The sequence below is a fragment of the Microbacterium xerophyticum genome, from assembly GCF_053543555.1.
Genome location: NZ_JBLVOB010000007.1, coordinates 883773 through 903074, shown reverse-complemented (window position 1 = coordinate 903074; position 19302 = coordinate 883773). Strand labels below are relative to the sequence as shown.

General features: G+C 68.6%; 24 protein-coding genes. 10 read left to right on the top strand and 14 right to left on the bottom strand.

From position 1 onward, the window contains the following. Positions 1-17: 17 nt before the first annotated feature. From ACNPNP_RS15905 to ACNPNP_RS15875, 7 genes are all read right to left on the bottom strand, one after another. Positions 18-188, bottom strand: a complete 171-nt coding sequence (locus ACNPNP_RS15905) for a hypothetical protein (RefSeq protein WP_448966998.1) — start codon at positions 186-188, stop codon at positions 18-20. An 89-nt stretch (positions 189-277) separates the two neighbouring features. Then, the gene (locus tag ACNPNP_RS15900) at positions 278-631 is read right to left on the bottom strand and encodes a TraR/DksA family transcriptional regulator (protein ID WP_448966997.1); all 354 of its coding nucleotides are present in this window, start codon (positions 629-631) and stop codon (positions 278-280) included. Between the two features lie 231 nt (positions 632-862). Next, entirely contained in the window at positions 863-1186 is a 324-nt protein-coding gene (locus tag ACNPNP_RS15895) for a cupin domain-containing protein (protein WP_448966996.1), read from the bottom strand. Positions 1187-1244: 58 nt separating this feature from the next. After that, positions 1245-1970, bottom strand: coding sequence for a DUF2786 domain-containing protein (locus tag ACNPNP_RS15890; protein ID WP_448966995.1), 726 nt, complete (start codon positions 1968-1970; stop codon positions 1245-1247). A 313-nt stretch (positions 1971-2283) separates the two neighbouring features. Next, a complete protein-coding gene (locus tag ACNPNP_RS15885; protein WP_448966994.1) occupies positions 2284-2472 on the bottom strand; it encodes a hypothetical protein in 189 nt (62 codons plus the stop codon). Next, positions 2469-4799: a phosphoribosylformylglycinamidine synthase subunit PurL gene (gene purL, locus ACNPNP_RS15880; RefSeq protein WP_448966993.1), complete on the bottom strand. Its 2331-nt coding sequence runs from the start codon at positions 4797-4799 to the stop codon at positions 2469-2471. Before purL ends, ACNPNP_RS15885 begins: the two co-directional genes overlap by 4 nt. 82 nt (positions 4800-4881) lie before the next feature. After that, a complete protein-coding gene (locus ACNPNP_RS15875) occupies positions 4882-5532 on the bottom strand; it encodes a GntR family transcriptional regulator (protein WP_448966992.1) in 651 nt (216 codons plus the stop codon). Positions 5533-5594: 62 nt separating this feature from the next. On the opposite strand from ACNPNP_RS15875, the gene ACNPNP_RS15870 reads away from it, so the two are divergent. The 3 genes from ACNPNP_RS15870 to ACNPNP_RS15860 are packed head-to-tail and all read left to right on the top strand — an operon-like array spanning position 5595 to position 10073. After that, positions 5595-7001, top strand: coding sequence for an FAD-dependent oxidoreductase (locus ACNPNP_RS15870; protein ID WP_448966991.1), 1407 nt, complete (start codon positions 5595-5597; stop codon positions 6999-7001). After that, entirely contained in the window at positions 6998-8677 is a 1680-nt protein-coding gene (ilvD, locus tag ACNPNP_RS15865; protein ID WP_448966990.1) for a dihydroxy-acid dehydratase, read from the top strand. Before ACNPNP_RS15870 ends, ilvD begins: the two co-directional genes overlap by 4 nt. 52 nt (positions 8678-8729) lie before the next feature. Next, positions 8730-10073 carry an MFS transporter gene (locus ACNPNP_RS15860; RefSeq protein ID WP_448966989.1) on the top strand — a complete coding sequence of 448 codons (1344 nt, stop codon included), beginning with the start codon at positions 8730-8732 and terminating at the stop codon, positions 10071-10073. Positions 10074-10141: 68 nt separating this feature from the next. Here ACNPNP_RS15860 and ACNPNP_RS15855 read toward each other — a convergent pair whose 3' ends face one another. Together ACNPNP_RS15855 and ACNPNP_RS15850 are read right to left on the bottom strand one after the other, a co-directional pair. Then, positions 10142-10921: an ABC transporter permease gene (locus ACNPNP_RS15855; protein ID WP_448966988.1), complete on the bottom strand. Its 780-nt coding sequence runs from the start codon at positions 10919-10921 to the stop codon at positions 10142-10144. Next, entirely contained in the window at positions 10914-11882 is a 969-nt protein-coding gene (locus ACNPNP_RS15850) for an ABC transporter ATP-binding protein (protein ID WP_448966987.1), read from the bottom strand. Before ACNPNP_RS15850 ends, ACNPNP_RS15855 begins: the two co-directional genes overlap by 8 nt. Positions 11883-11974: 92 nt before the next feature. Between ACNPNP_RS15850 and ACNPNP_RS15845 the strand changes: the two genes are divergently transcribed. Continuing rightward, entirely contained in the window at positions 11975-12685 is a 711-nt protein-coding gene (locus ACNPNP_RS15845) for a TetR/AcrR family transcriptional regulator (RefSeq protein WP_448966986.1), read from the top strand. A gap of 22 nt (positions 12686-12707) precedes the next feature. On the opposite strand, the gene ACNPNP_RS15840 is transcribed toward ACNPNP_RS15845, so the two are convergent. Continuing rightward, complete coding sequence (locus ACNPNP_RS15840; protein WP_448966985.1) at positions 12708-13301, bottom strand: biotin transporter BioY; 594 nt, start codon at positions 13299-13301, stop codon at positions 12708-12710. 76 nt (positions 13302-13377) lie between these two features. On the opposite strand from ACNPNP_RS15840, the gene ACNPNP_RS15835 reads away from it, so the two are divergent. Further along, positions 13378-13977, top strand: a complete 600-nt coding sequence (locus ACNPNP_RS15835) for a TetR family transcriptional regulator (RefSeq protein WP_448966984.1) — start codon at positions 13378-13380, stop codon at positions 13975-13977. 83 nt (positions 13978-14060) lie between these two features. After that, entirely contained in the window at positions 14061-14285 is a 225-nt protein-coding gene (locus ACNPNP_RS15830; protein ID WP_448966983.1) for a DUF2188 domain-containing protein, read from the top strand. Positions 14286-14317: 32 nt separating this feature from the next. Here the strand turns inward: ACNPNP_RS15830 and ACNPNP_RS15825 are convergent, their stop codons facing one another. Both ACNPNP_RS15825 and ACNPNP_RS15820 read right to left on the bottom strand, forming a co-directional pair. Then, the gene (locus ACNPNP_RS15825) at positions 14318-15238 is read right to left on the bottom strand and encodes an alpha/beta hydrolase (RefSeq protein WP_448966982.1); all 921 of its coding nucleotides are present in this window, start codon (positions 15236-15238) and stop codon (positions 14318-14320) included. Positions 15239-15267: 29 nt separating this feature from the next. Next, positions 15268-16269 carry an SDR family NAD(P)-dependent oxidoreductase gene (locus ACNPNP_RS15820; RefSeq protein ID WP_448966981.1) on the bottom strand — a complete coding sequence of 334 codons (1002 nt, stop codon included), beginning with the start codon at positions 16267-16269 and terminating at the stop codon, positions 15268-15270. A gap of 75 nt (positions 16270-16344) precedes the next feature. Here ACNPNP_RS15820 and ACNPNP_RS15815 point away from each other — a divergent pair, with 75 nt between their 5' ends. Both ACNPNP_RS15815 and ACNPNP_RS15810 read left to right on the top strand, forming a co-directional pair. Continuing rightward, positions 16345-16914 carry a TetR/AcrR family transcriptional regulator gene (locus tag ACNPNP_RS15815; protein ID WP_448966980.1) on the top strand — a complete coding sequence of 190 codons (570 nt, stop codon included), beginning with the start codon at positions 16345-16347 and terminating at the stop codon, positions 16912-16914. 31 nt (positions 16915-16945) lie between these two features. After that, positions 16946-17482, top strand: coding sequence for a hypothetical protein (locus ACNPNP_RS15810; RefSeq protein WP_448966979.1), 537 nt, complete (start codon positions 16946-16948; stop codon positions 17480-17482). On the opposite strand, the gene ACNPNP_RS15805 is transcribed toward ACNPNP_RS15810, so the two are convergent. Continuing rightward, a complete protein-coding gene (locus ACNPNP_RS15805; protein ID WP_448966978.1) occupies positions 17479-17991 on the bottom strand; it encodes a DUF4188 domain-containing protein in 513 nt (170 codons plus the stop codon). The genes ACNPNP_RS15810 and ACNPNP_RS15805 overlap by 4 nt on opposite strands. 70 nt (positions 17992-18061) lie before the next feature. On the opposite strand from ACNPNP_RS15805, the gene ACNPNP_RS15800 reads away from it, so the two are divergent. Both ACNPNP_RS15800 and ACNPNP_RS15795 read left to right on the top strand, forming a co-directional pair. After that, positions 18062-18679 (top strand): MerR family transcriptional regulator, encoded by a 618-nt coding sequence (locus ACNPNP_RS15800; protein ID WP_448966977.1) that lies wholly within the window; start codon positions 18062-18064, stop codon positions 18677-18679. A 31-nt stretch (positions 18680-18710) separates the two neighbouring features. After that, entirely contained in the window at positions 18711-18887 is a 177-nt protein-coding gene (locus ACNPNP_RS15795) for a hypothetical protein (protein ID WP_448966976.1), read from the top strand. Between the two features lie 34 nt (positions 18888-18921). On the opposite strand, the gene ACNPNP_RS15790 is transcribed toward ACNPNP_RS15795, so the two are convergent. After that, positions 18922-19191: a hypothetical protein gene (locus tag ACNPNP_RS15790; RefSeq protein WP_448966975.1), complete on the bottom strand. Its 270-nt coding sequence runs from the start codon at positions 19189-19191 to the stop codon at positions 18922-18924. Positions 19192-19302: the final 111 nt, after the last annotated feature.

The window sequence follows — 19302 nt, the reverse complement described above, 5'->3', positions numbered from 1 at the left end:
GCCGGCCGCGCACGGGCTCAGGCGTCGGCATCCGCCTCGTCGGAATCGTCGTCGTCCTCTCCCCCCACCTGGGCGGGCGGGAGATCGTCGAGGTACGCGCGGTCGTCGTTCGGGTCGCCGGTGCCCCCGTCGAGAGAGGTCTCGATGGGGTCGTCCATGCGGGGTTCGCCGGTGTTCGGGTCGCTCATGGGATGCTCCTGTCCGTGGGTGGGTGCGCCCAGCGTCGTCCGTCCGCCCGCCGACGGACAGAGGGTTGACAACGCGCTCGTGCGCGAGGTCAGCGCCCCAGTTTTTCCGCGCAGGGCACGCAGAGAGTGGCGAAGGGGCGCACGCGCAGTCGCGCGATCGGGATGCTGCGACCGCAGTTCGCGCAGACGCCGTAGTCGCCGGCATCCATCCTGGTCAGCGCGTCGTCGACCTGCTGCAGTTCGTCACGGGCACCGTCGAGCAGTCCGCTCAATCGCGACCACTCGGCCGACAACGGAACGCCCTCTGGATCGTGCTCGTCGTCATCGCTCTGGCTGCTGCGATCGTGCGTGAGCTCGGCGAGGGCAGCGGAGAGCGACTCGGTGCGGGCGTTCGCCTCGCGGCGCAGCACCTCCAGCAGGGTGCGCAGCTCGGTGTCGGTCATGGTGTCAGGCTAGCGCCGCCCGCCGACGTACGGATGTCAGTGGATCTGCACGGATGGCTGCCGGAAACCCCCGGTTTCTCCAGCCATGTGTGCAAATCGACTGACAAGTGTGCGGGTCGCGCGAGTTCGGGGTGGGTGGCGGTGGCCGGCGCGCGGGGCCGCGGGGACGCGGCGGCGTGCGGGCTCGCGCGGGGGCCGAGGCGGCGGGCGTGCGGGTCGGGCGCAGCCGGATTACTCGAGCCACTCCGTGACGAAGCGATCGTTCGCGTGCACGTGCGTGGCCTCGTACGTGCCGCCGTCGAGAGCCTCGAAGCGGTGCACGACCAGCGCGGGCACGACGAGGATCTGCCCTCCCGTGCCGACGACCTTCTCCTCACCGACCGTGAACAGCGCCCGGCCGTGGTGGATCACGAACGTTTCCGCGTAGGGATGCCGGTGCAGGCGCGGACCTCTTCCGGGTGTGGTGATGTACTCGCGCATGACGCTCACGGGTGAGCCGAGCAGGTATCCCTCGATGTCTTCGTCGCGGGCGACGTCGCGGGGCTGGATGGTCATGGTTCCTCCGTTCACGCCCGAGGGTACCGCCCGTGCCGCGTCAGGGGAACCGCACCGCTCAGCCCGCCAGACCCCGCCCGGACGTGACGGCGCTCCCACCGGTGTTCGCCTCGAGGCCCGATCGATGCCCGTGTGTGAAGGCGGAACGATCGGCACCCTGGCGTGATCGCCCTCGACGATGGGGAATCGCGTCGACGACGGCATCCACCCGGTCCTGCCGATCCGCGAGCACGAGCGCGGTACCCGAACCCTCTTCCTCCACGATCGCGGCCCGGCTCTCGCGGAGGCGCTGGGCGGCACCGATGCCGAAGCCGCGGATGAACCCGCTGCGCGCGCGGCGCTTCTCACCCTCGGAGTGCCACCGGTACAGCTCGCGCCGACTCGACCACCACGCCCTCATCGCGACCATCGCCTGCACTTCGAGGCTCGCCGTGAGGATCTTCGCCTGCTGCACGTCAGAGGTGAAGCCGACAAAATACAGGATGAATCCGCCACCCGGCCGCTCGGACTGCATCGGCCTGATCGAACCGAGCGCGAACGCGACGTTGCCGCCCAACTCGCGGATGTCTCGCGCGTACGAGCCGGTGAAGACCATCTGCTCCTGCACGATCTCCTCGCCCTCTTGGCCCAGCTCCGCGCGCCGCGCATCGAGCCGCGCCTGCTCGATGCCGTACTTGACCATCAGCCTCTCGGCGTGCTCGGTCAGCGCCTCGGCCTCTTCGGGCGTCGTGCTCTCGGCCTTCGCGAGCAGCTTTGCGATCAGGTCCAACTTGGATTCGCTCATCGTGTCTCCTTCGTCTGCGATGCCGCTCAGTCTTCGCAGATGCTCCGACATCGCAGAGCGCGAGAGCGCGAACGGTGGAGGCTTCGACGACCTGCGGCAGCTGTGGAGGAGAAGTGGTGCCAGGAATGACGACCGATTCTCCGTGCGGCTCGCTCGACGACCCGCACCGCGACGGGCGGATCTCTCCCCGTTCGGCGGAGGATTTCAGCCCAGATCTCCGCCCATGGGTGAGATCTCCGCCGGAAGCGGAGAACCGTCCGCCGGTAGCAGCTGCGCGAGCCGAACCGCCGGTTTCCGGTACCGTAGGTCGAGCTCAGCCGAACAGCAGCGAGAGCACGGTCGAGCCGCCGCCGATGAGGATCAGCGAGGCGATCGTCACCCAGGCGACGATGCGCATCCGCCGGGTGCGGCGCTCGCCGAGCCGGCCGTAGTCCTCTTCACCTGAGGCGGAGCCGGGCGCCGGGACAGGACTGCCCTGGCCGTGACGCTCGATGTCGCTCACACAGGCTCCGATACGGTCGGACCGAAGGCCGCCGGAAGAGTCGCCTGCGAACGCTCGCGCAGTTCGGATGCCGGGATCGTGAAGAGCCCGGTGACCTCGAGGTCGGAGACGGTGTCGGTGACGCCGATGCGCAGCACGGGGTAGCCGCGTCCCTCGCACAGGCCCTGGAACTTCACGTCGTCCTCACGGGGAACGGTGACGATCACGCGGCCCGTCGATTCGGAGAACAGAGCGGATGCCGCGTCCACACCGTCGCGCTCCATGAGCTCGGTCAGCCACACGCGAGCGCCGATGCCGAAGCGCATGACGCCCTCGGCGAGGGCCTGGGCGAGCCCGCCCTCCGACACGTCGTGCGCCGAAGAGATCAGCCACTCGTCGCGCGCGGCCCCGATGAGCCCTGCGAGGGTCTTCTCACCCGCGAGGTCGACCTTGGGCGGCAGACCGCCGAGGTGGTTGTGCACCGTCTCGGCCCACGCCGAGCCGGACAGCTCGGTCGAGGTGGTGCCGAGCAGGTAGATGTTCTGCCCCTCGTCCTGCCAGCCGGACGGGATGCGGCGCGAGACGTCGTCGATGATGCCGAGCACGCCCACCAGCGGCGTGGGGTGGATCGGAGTGTCGCCGGTCTGGTTGTAGAACGAGACGTTGCCGCCCGTGACCGGGGTGCCGAGCTCGTAGCATCCGTCGGCCAGGCCGTCGACCGTCTGGCCGAACTGCCACATGACCTCGGGGTTCTCGGGCGAGCCGAAGTTCAGGCAGTCGGTGATCGCGGTCGGTGTGGCGCCGGTGACGGCGACGTTGCGGTACGCCTCGGCGAGAGCGAGCTGAGCGCCCGCGTAGGGGTCGAGCTGGCAGTAGCGGCCGTTGGCGTCCGTGGAGATCGCGAAGCCGAGGCCGGACTCCTCGTCGACGCGGATCATGCCGGCGTCGTCGGGGAAGGCCAGGGCGGTGTTGCCGAGCACGTAGTAGTCGTACTGGTTGGTGATCCAGCTCGTGTCGGCGAGGTTCGGCGAGCCGACCAGGGCGAGGAACTGCTCGCGCAGCACCTCGGCGTCGTCGGTGCGCGGCAGCAGCTCCGCAGCATCCGCCTGCAGCGCGTCGATCCACGTCGGGTACGCGACCGGACGGTCGTAGACGGGGCCGTCGACCGCGACCGTGGACGGGTCGACGTCGACGATGCGCTCGCCCTGCCAGTCGATGACGAGGCGGCCGTCTCCGGTGACCTCGCCGAGCACACTGGTCTCGACCTCCCACTTGTTCACGACTTCCATGAACGCATCGAGCTTCTCGGGGGCGACGATGGCCATCATGCGCTCCTGCGACTCCGACATGAGGATCTCCTCAGCGGTCAGCGAGGGATCGCGCAGCAGCACGTTGTCGAGCGAGACCTTCATGCCGCTGTTGCCGTTGGCCGCGAGCTCCGATGTCGCGCACGAGATGCCGGCGGCGCCGAGGTCTTGAATCGCCTCGACGAGCTCGCCCTTGTAGAGCTCGAGGCAGCACTCGATGAGCACCTTCTCGGCGAACGGGTCGCCGACCTGCACCGCGGGACGCTTGGTGGGGCCGCCGTCGTCGAACGAGTCGGATGCGAGGATGCTGGCGCCGCCGATCCCGTCGCCGCCGGTGCGGGCGCCGAAGAGGACGACCTTGTTGCCGACGCCCTCGGCGTTCGCGAGCTTGAGGTCCTCGTGGCGCAGCACGCCGACCGCCAGCGCGTTGACGAGCGGGTTGGCCTGGTAGACGGAGTCGAAGACCGTCTCGCCGCCGATGTTCGGCAGGCCGAGGCAGTTGCCGTAGAAGCTGATACCGGCGGTGACGCCGTGCACGACGCGGGCGGTGTCCGGGTGGTCGATCGCGCCGAAGCGGAGCGCATCCATCACGGCGACGGGGCGAGCGCCCATCGAGATGATGTCGCGGACGATGCCGCCGACGCCGGTGGCCGCACCCTGGAACGGCTCGATGAAGGACGGGTGGTTGTGCGATTCGGCCTTGAACGTGACGGCCCAGCCTTCGCCGACGTCGATGACGCCCGCGTTCTGGCCCATGCCCACCATGAGGCGTTCCTTCATCTCGTCGGAGACCTTCTGGCCGAAGCGGCGCAGGTAGTTCTTCGACGACTTGTAGGAGCAGTGCTCCGACCACATGACCGAGTACATGGCCAGCTCGCCCGAGGTGGGGCGGCGGCCGAGGATCTCGCGGATGCGGGCGTACTCGTCGGGCTTGAGTCCCAGCGCCGCGTACGGCTGCTCCTTCTCGGGAGTCGCCTCGGCGTTGCTCACCGAGTCGGGGACGTGCTGACGAGTGGATGCTTCGGGGGTGGGGGTGGTCACGCGCACTCCAAGATCAGGGCCGGCGGGGCGAGGTCAAGTCTACCGGCGTGCGCGGAGGCGATCGGCGGGGCGGCCGTCGACGTCACCCGGCCGAGCCGGAGGGAGTTCCCTGCTGAGGAAGAGTCGCGTACGCGAAGCGGACGAGGTAGTCGTTGAGCGCGAGCGACGCATCGGCGGCGGCGTCCACGTCTCCGCCGGCGACGGCATCCAGCACCGCCGCGTGCAGGGCGGCGGCCTCGGCGACGTCGTCGGCCGGCTGAGACAGGTGCGAGAACCAGAAACGGCGGGAGAGTCCCTGCAGCGGAGCCATCGCCACGGACAGGAACTCGTTGTGCGCCGCGGCGACGATGAGGTCGTGGGCGTCGCGCAGGAACTGCGGGAAGTCCTCGAGCGGGATGTCGAGCGAACGGGCGCGGGCCGTGAGTGCGCCGGCGCGATCGCGCTGCTCGGCGGAAGCCCGCTCGGCTGCCAGCCGCACGGCGAACGGCTCGAGGTTCCGGCGCAGTTCGAGCAGTTTGAGCTGCGCCTCGATGCTGCTCGGCGGCACGAGGACGCCTCGTTGCGGGTGGATCTCCACCATCCTGTCCCTCGCGAGGCGTTGGAGGGCCTCGCGCACCGGTGTGCGCCCGATGCCGGTCGCCTCGGTGAGCTGCTTCTCGGAGATCAGGCTCCCCGGCGCGATCTCCTGCAGGACGATCATCCGCTCGATCTTCTCGAACGCGTCATCGGTCATGTTCCCAGCCATTTTCGCCTCCCTTATAGACAGTAGTCGAACAACCGATGTACGTTTAATACATGACTGATATCTCAGTTGGGCATTGGAGCCTCACCACACCCGTCATCGACACGGACCGCCTGCCGGTGATCGCCGACGTCGATGTGCTCGTCGTCGGAGCCGGCGCCGCGGGCGTCGCAGCCGCCACGGTCGCCGGCGAAGCCGGAGCGCGCGTGCTGATCCTCGAGAAGTACGGCTTCGCCGGCGGCGCGGCCGTCGCGGGGATGTCGGGGACGATCTGCGGCATGTACCTCGCGTCCGACTCCGGCGCCGCGCCCGAACAGGTCGTCCATGGCTTCACGGAGCGCTTCGCCGGCGAGCTGCGGCAGCGCGGCGGGCTCACGGCTCCCCAGAAGTACGGCAAGACGTACACCAGCGCGCACGACCCGCTGAAATGGCGCGAGACGGCGGATGCGCTGCTCACCCGCGCCGGCGTCGAGATCCTGTTCCACACCGATGTCGTCGGCGTCATCAAGGACGCCGACGTGTATCAGGGCGTGGTCGTCGCCTCCAATGCGGGCCTGGGCGTCGTGCGCGCCGCACGCATCATCGATGCCTCGGGTGACGCCGCCGTCGTGGCACGCGGAGGCGGTTCGTACCGGTTCGGCGCGAACGGCCGCATCCAGAACCCCACCATGTTCTTCCGGCTCGGCAACGTCGATCTTCCGGCCTTCTGGGACGCGTGGGGCGATGACACGATCAGCCCCCCGTGGGTCTCCGACCGGATCAGGGAGGCTCGGGCCGCCGGCATGGAGCTTCCGCGCGACAAGATCTGGATGTTCGACACCGGGCGCCCGGATGAGCTGCTCGTGAACGCCACGCGGTTGATCGGCGAAGCCGGGCGAGTGCTCAACGTGATCGACCCCGCCGACTTCACGACCGCCGAGGTGCGGGGGCGCGAGCAGGTGCGGGCGTACGAGGCGTTCCTGCGCCGGAACGTTCCCGGCTGCCGCGATGTCTTCGTCGTCGACACGGGCGTGGAGGTCGGCATCCGTCAGACGCGCACCGTCGAGGGCATCGCGACGCTCACGAACGATGATGTCGTGGGCGCGCGCAAGGCGGCCGACGGGATCTGCCGGTCGCCGTGGCCGATCGAGCTCCACGACGGCGAGCGGCCGAAGCTGCACTGGATACTTGACGACTACTACGACGTGCCCTACGGCACCCTCGTGCCGACGACGGGCGAGAACGTCATCGTCGCCGGTCGCTGCCTGAGCGCCGAGCATGAGGCGCTCGCATCCGCGCGGGTCACCGCGCAATGCTTCGAATACGGCCACGCCGCCGCCCAGGCGACGCTGCTCTCCCTGAGCACCGGCCGCGCATACCGAGACCTCGACGGACGCGAGGTCGCCACCAGAATGATCGCCGAGGGCAGCGCGCTGAGCGTTGATGCTCCGGCAACCGACAAGGAAGAAGTTCGACGATGAGCCAGGCGACACCGACCGAGACGCTGCGGAGCAACTTCACACCCGGCACCACGAGATGGGCCGTCCGGCGCGCGCAGTGGAGTGCCATGGGCATTCCCCTCGCGGATCAGGAGAAGCCCAAGATCGCGATCGTGAACACCTCGTCCAAGCTGTCGGTGTGCTTCGCGCACCTCGACGACGTGGCGGTGCGCGTGGCCGACGCCATTCGCGAAGCGGGCGGCCTGCCCTTCGAGATCCGCACGACCGCCCCCAGCGACTTCGTCACCAGCGCGGGCCGGAAGGGCCGCTACCTGATGCCGACGCGGGACCTGATCGTCAACGATGTCGAGGCCGCGGTGGAGGGTGCCGTGCTCGACGGCATCGTGTTCCTCTCCTCGTGCGACAAGACCACGCCCGCCCACCTGATGGCGGCCGCACGGCTCGACCTGCCGAGCATCGTCGTGATCGGCGGGTACCAGCGCGGCGGCACCTGGAACGGCTGCTCGGTCGACATCGACACGGTCTACGAGTCGGTGGGCGCGATCTCCTCCGGTGAGATGACGGCGCCGCAGCTCGGCGATCTCGCCGACTCGGCGATCCAAGGACCGGGTGTCTGCGCGGGACTGGCCACCGCGAACACGATGCACTGCATCGCCGAAGCGCTCGGGATGACGGTGGCCGGCTCCGCTCCCACCCGCGCGAACTCCGAGCAGATGCTCGGCAACGCGACGGCGGCCGGTCATCGCATCGTCGACATGGTCACCGAGGGCATCACCGCCCGTCAGATCATCACCGCCGAGTCGATCGAGAACGCGGTGGAGGTCGCGCTCGCCCTGGGCGGGTCGGTCAACTGCGTCCGCCATCTCACCGCGATCTCGGCCGAGGCCGATCTCGATCAGGACGTCGTCGCACTGTTCGAGCAGAAGGGGCGCGATGCCGTGCAGCTCGCCGCCATCCGCCCGAACGGCGCGCACCAGGTCTGGGATCTCGATGAGATCGGCGGGGTGCAGACCGTGCTGCGCACGCTGATGCCGCGACTGCACGGTTCGGCGCTCACTGTCGAGGGCGTCAGCGTCGCCGAACGCGCAGAGCGTGCGCGCGATGCCGACGGCGACGTACTGCACACGCTCGACGATCCGGTGAAGCCGGAGCCCGGTCTCATCATCCTTCGCGGATCGGTGGCGCCGGACGGCGCGATCGTCAAGGTCGCCGGCGTCGGCGCGGCGCGGCGTCAGTTCGACGGCCCCGCTGTCGTGTTCACCGCGGAGGACGACGCCATCGACGCCCTGGGCGCGGGCGAGATCCACCCCGGCGACGTCATCGTGCTCCGCGGCATGGGCCCGAGGGGCGGCCCCGGCACCGTGTTCGCCGCCAGTTTCGTGGCGGCGTTGAACGGGGCGGGGCTCGGCGGTCAGGTCGCTGTCGTCACCGACGGCGAGCTGTCCGGTCTCAACCACGGCCTCGTCGTCGGCCAGGTCATGCCCGAAGCCGCGGACGGCGGACCTCTCGCCGGTATCGAGCAGGGCGATCTCATCCGCATCGACCTCGACGCCCGCCGCATCGACGCCGACCCCGCGCGGAACGGGGCGCCGGTGCGCGCCGGAGATTCCCGCGTCGAACGCGGCTGGCTCGGACAGTACGCGGCGCTCGTCGGACCGATTCAGAAGGGCGCCGTGCTGCGTCGCCCTTCTTCCTGAGGTCGCAGTGATGCGACCAGGAGTTCCCTCAACCAACGAAGGAGATGGACCAGTGACAGTAACCACCACTGCTGCGCCAACGGCGGCGCAGCGCAAACAGGCGAGGAAGGCCGGCATCGCCGCGCTCGTGGGCACCACCCTCGAGTGGTACGACTTCCTGATCTACGGGACCGCGGCGGCCCTCGTGCTCAACTCGCAGTTCTTCCCGGGGACGGATCCCGTCGTGGGAACCCTGGCGGCGTTCGCGACGTACGCGGTGGGCTTCCTCGCCCGTCCGTTCGGCGGGATCATCCTCGGCAACATGGGCGACAAGGTGGGTCGCAAGAAGATGCTCGTCTTCACCATCGTCCTGATGGGCATCGCGACCACGCTGATCGGCGTCCTCCCCACATACGCGGCGATCGGGGTCGGTGCGCCGATCATGCTGATCGTGCTGCGTCTTCTGCAGGGCTTCGGTGCCGGTGGCGAGTACGCGGGCGCCGTCGTGCTCTCCGTCGAGCACGGCGACCAGCGCCGTCGCGGTCTCGCCGGGGCATGGGCGCCGATGGGTTTCGCTGTCGCGACGCTGCTGTCGACGGGCGTGTTCCAGCTGATGACGACCATCCTCTCGGAGGAGGACTTCCAGGCGTGGGGCTGGCGCGTGCCGTTCCTGCTCGGGGCTCTCCTGCTCGTCGTCGGGTACTTCATCCGCCGGACGATCGATGAGACCCCCGCCTACGAGGAAGCGGTCAAGGCCGAGGCGCAGGGCGTCGCCAAGCAGACGAAGATCCCGGTGTTCGAAGCTATCCGCCGCCACCCGCGGAACTTCCTGGTCGTCGTCGGCGCGCGGTTCGCGGAGAACGGGTTCGCGTACCTGTTCCCGGTCTTCGCCGTCGGCTTCGCGGTGAACTCGCTCGGTGTGCCGACCTCGGTCACACTCATGGCCGTGGTGATCGCCTCGGTCGTGCAGGTGATCGCGATCCCGCTGTGGGCGGCGCTGAGCGACAGAGTCGGTCGTCGCCCCGTGTACGCAGGAGGAGCGATCGCCTCGATCATCTGGCTCGTGCCGTTCTTCATGCTCGTCGAGACGATGTCGCCCCCGCTTCTGGTGCTCGGGTTCGTCGTCGGGCTCGGAGTGCTGTACCCGGCGATGCTCGCCCCGCAGGCGGCCTACTTCGCCGAGCTGTTCGACACCCGCACGCGATTGTCCGGGTTCGCTTTCGCCCGAGAGATCGGATCCGTGCTCGCGGGAGGATTCCTCCCGCTGATCGCGACCGCGCTGCTCGCCGCGGTCGGGCACTGGTGGATCATCGTCGTGTACCTGCTGGTGCTCACGATCCTCACCCTCGTCGCTCTGGCCTTCGGCCCGGAGACGAGCAGCAACGACATCGAGGCGGTGCCGGAAGAGGCGCGCTGACGATGAACTCGCGAGCTGCCCGGGGCATGGTGCTCCGGGCGGCTCCGCGCTGACTGCGGCGCTCCGCCTCACCCTCGCCGGATCATCGCGCGGATGCTGACCACGAGCGCGAGCGCGCACCAGATGACGAGCACGATGAGATCGCGCCCGTTCATCGGGTAGATGTCCGCCAGCAGACCGGAGCGGATGAGGTCTGCGGCTGGTCGGAACGGCAGGAAGTCATGCACGACTCGGAACCATTCCGGGAGCCGGTCGGCCGGGAACGTGACCGGAGAGAACAGCATCACGAAGAACACCAGCACCTGAGTGACGAGCTGCGTCAGCAACGGCGGCAGGGTGACGGCGATCGCATAGCCGATCGCTGATGCGGTGAGAGCGGTCAAGACGGATGCTGTCACGAGAACCGGCCAGTCGAACGAGTAGTTGAATCCGTACCTCAACTGCGCCACGAGCACCGCGACCGCGACGCTCGGGAGCATGACGGTGAGCCACACGGTCAGGTCTGCTGCCAGCACGAGTGGCCGAGGCACCGGCAGGGAACGGAGGTACGTGAACGTTCCGCTCGTGCGGGCCTGTGCGACGCCGGTGGCGACCATGACGAGCCCGATGATCATGAGGATCACCGTGGGCGCTCCGGTGGAGAGGAACTGAGCGGATGCGGTGGTGATGTCGGGGATGAGCAAGCCGAACCCGACGATGATTCCGGCAGCGAGCACCGCCTGCACGACGATGACGAAGGGCAGCATGCTGCCGGTCTGTGCCATCGTCCAGCGCAGCAGGGTCGTGTAACCGACCCAGAGTCCGGTGCGTCGAGGCACTGAAACGGCGATCGTCCTCTGCTCAGACATCAGCGGTCTCCTTCGCGCGTGGATCGGTGCTCGCGGTAGCGGCGAGATAAGCGTCCTCGAGAGTGGCCGGTGCCAGCGCATATCCGTCGATGTGCTCGGACGTGCGGAGAGCTGTCGCCCAGGACACAGCCGCGGCAGCATCCGCTGCGGAGATCGTCAATAGCACCCGGCGCCCCGGCGCAACCCGGCGGGCGATCGGGAACGGCGCCCCGAGAAGGGATGGGTCGGTACCGTCAGGATTCAGGGAGAGCTCGAGTTGGAGGTCGTCGTCGCCGGATCCGCGGAGCCGGCTGGGAGAACCGCTGGCGACGACCTTGCCGCGATCGAGCACGACGAGGGAATCGACCACTCGTTCGGCCTCGACGACGTTGTGGGTGACGAGCAGCACGGCTGCTCCTTCATCGCCCAGACGGCGCATTGTCTTCCACAGGCGGCGGCGGCGCGAGGCGTCGACGTCGTTGGTCGGCTCATCGAGAACGACCAGCGGTACCGGGGCCACAGCAGCCATGGCGAAAGCAGTGAGTCGGCGCACGCCTCCAGAGATCCCGCCGCCGTCAGGCGCTGCACGGCGGTTGAACCACTCGCCGATGTCGAGTTCGTCGGAAAGGGCAAGCGCGGAGCGGCGTGCATCGCCCCGCGACATCCCTCTCAATCGGCCGGCGATCTCGATCGCTGCTTTCGGAGTCAGGCCGTCCAGCGGAGCCTGGGCCTGGGGCTGGAGTGCCACACAACGCCGTGCGGTCGCCGGAGCGGCGATCGCATCGACACCTGCCACCCGGATCGCTCCGCCGTGCGGCCGAAGCAGACCGACGATCTGCGAGACGAGAGTGGTCTTGCCGGCGCCGTTGTGTCCGAGGAGGCCGAGGACCTCTCCTGCCCGCACCTGCAGGTCGATCCCGTCGTTCGCGACGACCGCTCCGAAGCGTCGAGTGAGGTCGTCCACCTTCAGCACTGTGTTCATCTCCGCCTGCTCTCTCAATTCGGATACCAGCGGTATCTCGCATACCGACAGTATCTAGATTCGAGCGGTAGGTCAACGGATACAGTGGAGAGATGGTCACTGGCTCGACTTCCCGTACACCGCGGACCCGCGTCGAGCGGCAGCGCGAAACTCGCGAAGCGCTCATCCTCGCCGCGCTGGAGGCGTTCTCCCGTGACGGTTACCACGCGACGAGTCTGGAAAGCATCGCGAACGACGCAGGATTCTCCAAAGGTGCCGTCTACTCCAACTTCGCCGGCAAATCAGATCTTTTCCTCGCTCTGATGGACTTCAATCAGGAGATGTTGCGCGACGGGCGATGGGATCCGTTCTCCGTGGCCGATGCGCCTGATGCTGGTACGGCGATGCCGAAGACCATAGGCGGGCTGGATATCGCGGAGATGGTGCGCGGGTTCGCACTCGCGACACTCGAGTTCATCGCGACTGCGGCCAGGGATGAGAAGCTCGCTCTCGCGCTGCGCGAACGGATGCAGGTGATGATCGACGCATACGAGCGAACCGCCGCTGACGCTCGACCTTCCGACGAGAACCTCCCGCCGGAAGATATCGCACGCCTCATGACTGCGCTGGATCAAGGAGCGTCTGTCCTCGCGGTGAGCGGTATCACGTCGATGGACCCCGCCATCATCCGAGTCGGCCTGCGCCGGCTTCTGGACCCGGCGAGCGCCGCAGGCGAGCCTGCGCCGGAGCGGGAGGAGCTCGTTTCCTTCCCCGGCGTCGATCAGGTGCAGCGTCTGTTACAGAAGGAGGCGCGCGAAGACTGACCGGAGTGTCCCCGGCGCTCGGTCAGCTGCGCTCTCCCGACCGGTCAACGAGGCGCCAGGTCGCGGGCAGCAGGCCCGCCATCGCGACGATCTTCACGGCATCGCCGATGAGGAAGGGCAGCACGCCGAGGGTCAATGCCGTGACGAGGTCGATGCCGAGGAACGCGGCGAGCCACGGCACTCCGAAGGCGTAGATCGTGAGCGATCCGATCGCGGCGAGGCCGAGCGTCGACCACACCGAGCGGTCGGAGCGGCGCCGCGCGAGTGCGCCGACGAGCAGTGCCGCGGCGACGTAGCCGAGGATGTAGCCGAACGACGAGAACGCCCAGCCGGATGCACCGTTCGCGAACAGTGGCACGCCGACGAGGCCGAGCACGAGATAGAGGCCGGCGCTCGCCGATCCTCGAAGCGGGCCGAGCGCCGCGCCGGTCAGCAGCACAGCGAAGGTCGCGAGCGAGATCGGAACCGGCGTGAACGGCAGCGGGATCGTGATGTAACCGGCGACCGTGATGAATGCGGTGCCGATGATCGTCAGGACGACGTCGCGCACTCGTGCGCCGGGAATGAGGTCTGCCAGCACCGGGAAGGTGCGGCGCGGGGCTGCTGCGGTCGACATCGGTCTCCTTGGGGTCTTCCAGAACAGTGCTCACTAGAACAGTGTTCACCTGAACGGTGTTCTGTAGAGTAGCAGGATGAACGCCGTGCCTGCATCCGCCCGTAATGACCGCACCGGCGTCGTCGACGCAGCGATGCGGGTTCTCGCCGAGAACGGACTGCCCGGCCTGTCGATGCGGCGGATCGCCGACGTGCTCGACGTGCAGGTCAGCGCGCTGTACTGGCACTTCCCGAACAAGCAGAGCCTGCTCGCGGCGGTCAGCGCGCGGGTCGTCGCGCTGGGTGATTCGGCTGCTGACGCAGACCTCGCCGCCATCGCGACGGGCCTGCGCGAGAGGCTACTCGCGCACCGCGACGGTGCGGAGCTCGTGTCGAGCTCACTCGCGCTCGGGCTGCTGGAGCTGCCGAGCCGGATGCGACTCGTGGCGGCAGCGGAAGCCTCGGGACTCGACGCGGTGTCGGCGCGGATCGCGGCCGACACCGTCGTGCACTACGTGATCGGCTACACGTTCCACGAACAGCAGCGCGTGCATGCGGCTGTGGTGGGCGCGGCGGATGCCTCGGCCGATCTCACGCCTTCGCAGATCGACGACGACGGCGACGCCTTCGACGCCGGGCTCGCGATGGTGGTCGCCGGTGTGCGGGCTGCCGCGGGAGCGCCGGCGCCCGGCCGTTAGTCGGCATCCGCCTCGCAGGCAAGGGGGTTCGCCGGTCGCCCGCTCCGTCGTAGGAAGGAAGCACCACGACGGAGGAAGGCGACATGGCTGCAGGAGACATCGAGACGTTCCGCCAGGACGGGCTGTGGTTCAACCGCATCGAAGGCGAATCGCGCACGCTCGGCCCCGGCTTCGAGAAGGAGAAGGAGGCGATCGCCGCGGGGCGTGAAGCGGCCGTCGCGCGGCAGGTCGAGCACAACCTCAAGTTCTCCGAGGGCCCGACCGACGACCGCGCCGCCTACGGCACGAACCCCCGCGACCTCGTCTGAGGCCGCGGGGGCGCGGCTCGTTCGCGCCTCGGCTACGCCGTGAAGCCCACGCTGCGAAGCGCGTTCACCTGCTGCTGCCAGAAGTCCTTCACGACGTCGGTTTTGGTGAACATCTGGTCGAAACCGTGCGTTGCGCCCGGAACGACGTACAGCTCGCACGGCACCCCTGCCGCAGTCAGCCTTCGCGCGTAGTCGACGTCTTCGTCATGGAAGAGGTCGATGGATCCCACGCCGATCCACGTCGGCGGAAGACCTGCGAGATCTTCGCGGCGGGCGGGCGCTGCGTACGGCGAGACGCCGGGCCGCCCCGGTTCACCGCCTGTGTACGTCGTCCATCCGTGCCGGTTGTTCTTCATGTTCCAGCCGCGGTGGTACTTGGACTCGGCGTCGGATCGGAGCACGGTGCGGTCGTCGAGCATCGGGTAGACCAGCAGCTGGAACAGGGGCTGCACGCCGCCTATGTCGAGGGCGTACAGCGCGAGCCCCGCCGCGACCCCGCCGCCCGCGCTGGCACCGCCGATGGCGAGCCGCGCCGGATCGATGCCCCACTCCGCACCCCGGGTCGCGAGCGCATCGAGGGCGGCGTAGCAGTCCTCGACCGATGCCGGAGCCGGTGCGTCCGAGCCGATACGGTAGCGTGCCGCCGCGACGGCGATTCCCAGTTCTCTGACGAACGCGATACTGCTGCGGTCGTCCTGTTCGGGTGTTCCGAAGAGGTGACCGCCACCGTGCATCCACAGCATCGCAGGCACGGGGTCGATGCTGACGGCGGGGCGGAAGAGGCGGATCGAGACCGTCGGGGAGATGGAGATCTCCTCGACGGTGACGTCCGGACCTGGATCGGTGCCCCGTGGCCTTGCACTTCGCATCAGCTTCACCATCCGCGGGCCGGTCGGAATGCTCGGCAGGAAGCGCGCGAGCGCGAGCTCGGGATGATACGGAGAGCTGGACATCGGCATCCTTCAATCTGGCCGGTCGGTGCTTACTGCACGGACCAGCCGCCGTCGCTCGCGACGATCGCGCCGTTGATGTTCACGGCGTCATCGGAGAGCAGGAACGTGATCGAGGCGGCGAGCTGCTCGGCTGTCGCGACGGTCGGGATGGCCTGCTGGAACGGCGCGAGTCTCGCCGAGCCGACCTCTGACATGTTCGGCGGCATCGGGATGCCGGTGGCCACGCCGCCCGGAGCGACCGAGTTCACGCGGATGCCCTTCGGCGCGTACATGAACGCCGCCGACTTGGTGACGCCGATGATGCCGTGTTTGCTCGCCGTGTAGGCGTTGCCCGACGCGTTGCCGCGCAGACCCGCTTCGCTGGCGACGTTGAGGATCGCTCCGCGGCCGGCGGCCTCCATGAGGGGCAGCACCGCGCGCATGAGCTTGAACGGAGCGGTGAGGTTGATCGCGATCACGCGGTCCCACACGGCATCCGGAGTCTCGCCCGCCGGCGAGAAGTCGTCGTTGATGCCGGCGACGTTCGCGAGGCCGTCGACCTTCTCCCCGGCGGCGGCGACGACCGCGTCGATCGATTCCTGCTTGGTGAGGTCGCCGGCGACCGTGATGATGTCGGCATCCGCGAGCTCTGCCTTGAAGGCGTCGAGCTTGTCGGCCGCGATGTCGACGGCGACGACGCGGCCGCCTTCGCGGGCGATGCGCGATGCGGTCGCCTTGCCGATTCCGGATGCTGCGCCGGTGACGATGATCGTCTTCCCGGCGAAGCGGCTGGGGGTGGTCTTCTCGACCCAGCCGGTCGGCTCGGTGTCGGCGGGCATCTCGCCGTCGTTCGCGGCGCGGACGAGGTCGTCGACGACCGACTGCGCCATCGCGCCCTGGCTGAGCACGACCATCTGCTGCAGGGGAAGCCCGAGCACGGGCGTGAGGGAGTCGGCGTCGGCACCCGCCTGGGCGAGCATGCCGCGCACGAGCTCGCCGCCGATCGGATCGTTCAGCCACTCGCCGATGGTGGAGTGTGCGGTCAGTGCCATGATTCTCCCTTTCGTCCGTGTTTCGCAACGGTGCGTCTACTTATCTTCCATGGTACTCCTCGATACTCTGAAACGGTGCCGAGACCTCGTAGTGAGAAAGCGCGCCAGGCGGTGCTGGCCGCGATGCGTCGCGCCATCGCGGGCGAGGGGTACGCTGCGGTGACGATCGAGGGCCTCGCCGCTGAGGCGGACGTCGCGAAGCAGACGATCTACCGGTGGTGGCCGTCGAAGGCGGCCATCCTCGGCGAGGCACTGCTCGAGGGTTCGCTTCCCGGTGGCGACGTCGCTCTGGCGATCACCGACGACCTCGAAGCCGACCTGCGCGCCTGGTTCTCAGCCGCCTCGGTCGGGCTGGGGAAGCCGGAGTCCGTCGCGCTCGCGCGCGCACTGATCGCTGTGACGGCGACGGATCCCGAGCTCGGTGCGGCGCTCAACGAGCGCTTCGCCAGCCCGATCGTCCGGTGGGTGGTCGCGCGGATCGCGGCGGCGAAGGAGGCCGGCGACGTGCGCGCGGATGCCGACGCCGAGGCCATCGCGGATCAGTTCGTCGCGACGGCGTCGTATGCCGCACTGCAGGGGCGTGCGCTGAGCGAGGAGCGCGTCCGCGTGACGGTCGAGCTGCTGCTGCACGGGATCGCCGCGTAGAACGCGCGCGCCCACCGCGTAAAGTCATGGGGTGTCCGCATTCGCCCTGAAGTACGCGCTGATCGCGCTGGCGATCCTTCTCGTCGCCGCCGGCGTGTGGTGGGCGATGAAGCGTCCGAACCGCTCCAAGCGGGCGCCGTCCCGGGTGCGGATGCCGATCTTCGTCCCGCTCGCCGGATGGTTGCTGCTTGCGGTCGGGTTCCTTCTGGCGCTGAGCGCATTCACCTCCCGCTACACGGCCGATCTGCTGCCGATGCGCATCGCCTCGCTCGTGATCGCCGCCGGCGGGGTGTTCTTCCTGGTCATGTACAACAACTGGTACGTCGATGCCCGGTCCGACGAAGTGCATTTCCGCACGATCCTGGGGCGCGAGCACGTGATCAGGTACGTCGACATCGTCGACTACCGGATGCGGCAGGTCAACGGGCAGCCGAGCTTCCGGGTGCGCTCGGCGTCCGGCGTGAAGTTCAGCATCAATCCGCGGATCTTCCCCGTCGAGCCGCTGTTCGACGCGATCCGGTTCCGCGAGCGCACCGGCCGCTGGCCGCTGGTGGGCGCGCGGCGCTAACTCGAAACGCCGGTGGTGGGCGCGCTCGCCGCCGTGCGGCCGCCCACGAAGCGCGCCTGTGCGCGGTCGTGCCGCCTGCCCACCGCGCCGTGCTCGGTGGCCTTCGCGAGCCCCATCGGTCTGGTCGACACGTAGACGCTCTCGGCGCGCTCGGCGAGGAACGTCTCGTGCCACACGCCGACGGCACCCGGCGCCTTGCGGGCCGCCTTGTTGAACGCGGTCCATGCCGGACGATGCTCCTGCGAGGGCGCGGATGCATAGGCGTAGAGCTTCTCGATCGATGACCAGTACTGCACGACGTACGGACCGCCGTTGCCGAACAGCAGCTGGTACCCGAGGAGGCCGGAATCCTCGTCCATCGACAGCTCGCGCAGCATCCGGGGCATGGCCATGAATGCCGGCACCCAGAGATCCGGCCGCCACCAGCGGTTGATCTGCATACCGATGTGGAACACGACGAGCTCGCCCTCGTGGTGATGGGTCATGCGTCCGTTGACGACCTTCGACATGGCGTCCTCCCTACTGGATAGCTGTACTATCCATAATGGATAGCGCTACTATCGATGTCAAGAGGTGATCATGAGAATTTCTGAGTTGTCGGCGCAGACGGGTGTGCCGGTGCCGACGATCAAGTACTACCTGCGTGAAGGGCTGCTGCCGGAGGGCGAGCGCAGCGCCCCGACCCAGGCGGCGTACGGAGAGGCGCACGTGCAGCGGCTGCGCGTCATCCGCGCTCTCATCACGGCCGGGGTCAGCATCGCCGAGACGCGGAGGGTGCTCGATGCGCTGGACGATCCGCCAGAGAACGCCCACCGGCTGCTCGGCACGGCGCACGCGGCGATCACCCCGCCGGCCGATGAGTCGCTCGATCTCTCCGCCGCGCAGGAGGCGGTCGCCGGCCTCGGATGGAAGCCAGGGATGTGCGACGACGCCGTGCTGCACGACGTCGCCCGCGCGCTGCAGGGTCTCGAGAACGCCGGGTTCGACCTGGCGAACGGGGCGCTGCCGGTCTACCTCAAGAGCATGCGCGATGTGGCGGATGTCGAGATCGCCGGCGTCCCGACCGAGTCGGTGGAGGCGGCGGTCAGATACGTCGTGCTCGGTTCGGTGCTCGTCGAGCCGCTGCTGCTGGCACTGCGCCGCGTGGCGCAGCAGGTCGCGTCGGCAGAGCGCTTCGGCGCACTGGACGCCCAGTGAAGCCCGGATGCTGCGCGGTTAGGCTGAAGGCATGAACAAGAACAACGTGTGGACCATCGTCGGCGTCGTGGTCGCGGTCATCGTCGCGTGGTTCGTGGTCAGCGCGCTGTTCTCGGTGCTGTGGTTCATCGCCAAGCTCGCCCTCGTCGCCGTGGTCGCCGTGGTCGTGTACCTGGTGCTGCGTGGGGCGTTCAGCAAGCAGGAGTAATGCCGGGGGCGCTCTCGCCGCGTCTGTGCGGTCGTCACCTGGTCACGCCGACCGGGTAGCTGTAGACATCCGTCACTTCGACGCGATGGGTAGGGCCGTCGTCGATGAGGCGTTGCAGCACGAGGTCGCGCTTCCCGATCGCCCACTCGGGGACGACTTCCGGCCATCGGGCGGCGCTGGGGAAGTACGTCACGAAGGGCCGTACGCCCCAGCCGCCGTCGAAGTACAGGCCGCGGGATCCCTCCCAGTAGAAGACCTGCTCCTTCCAGCGGAACTCGATCTCGTACTCAGGCTCCGTGCTCACACCGCGAGCCTAACGGCGGCGCGCGGTGCGTATGGGAGAAGACTTTAGGGGGTTCTCGCGCCTGAGAACCCGCGAAAGTCTTCTCCCATGGCGGATGCGTGGGGCGTGCGC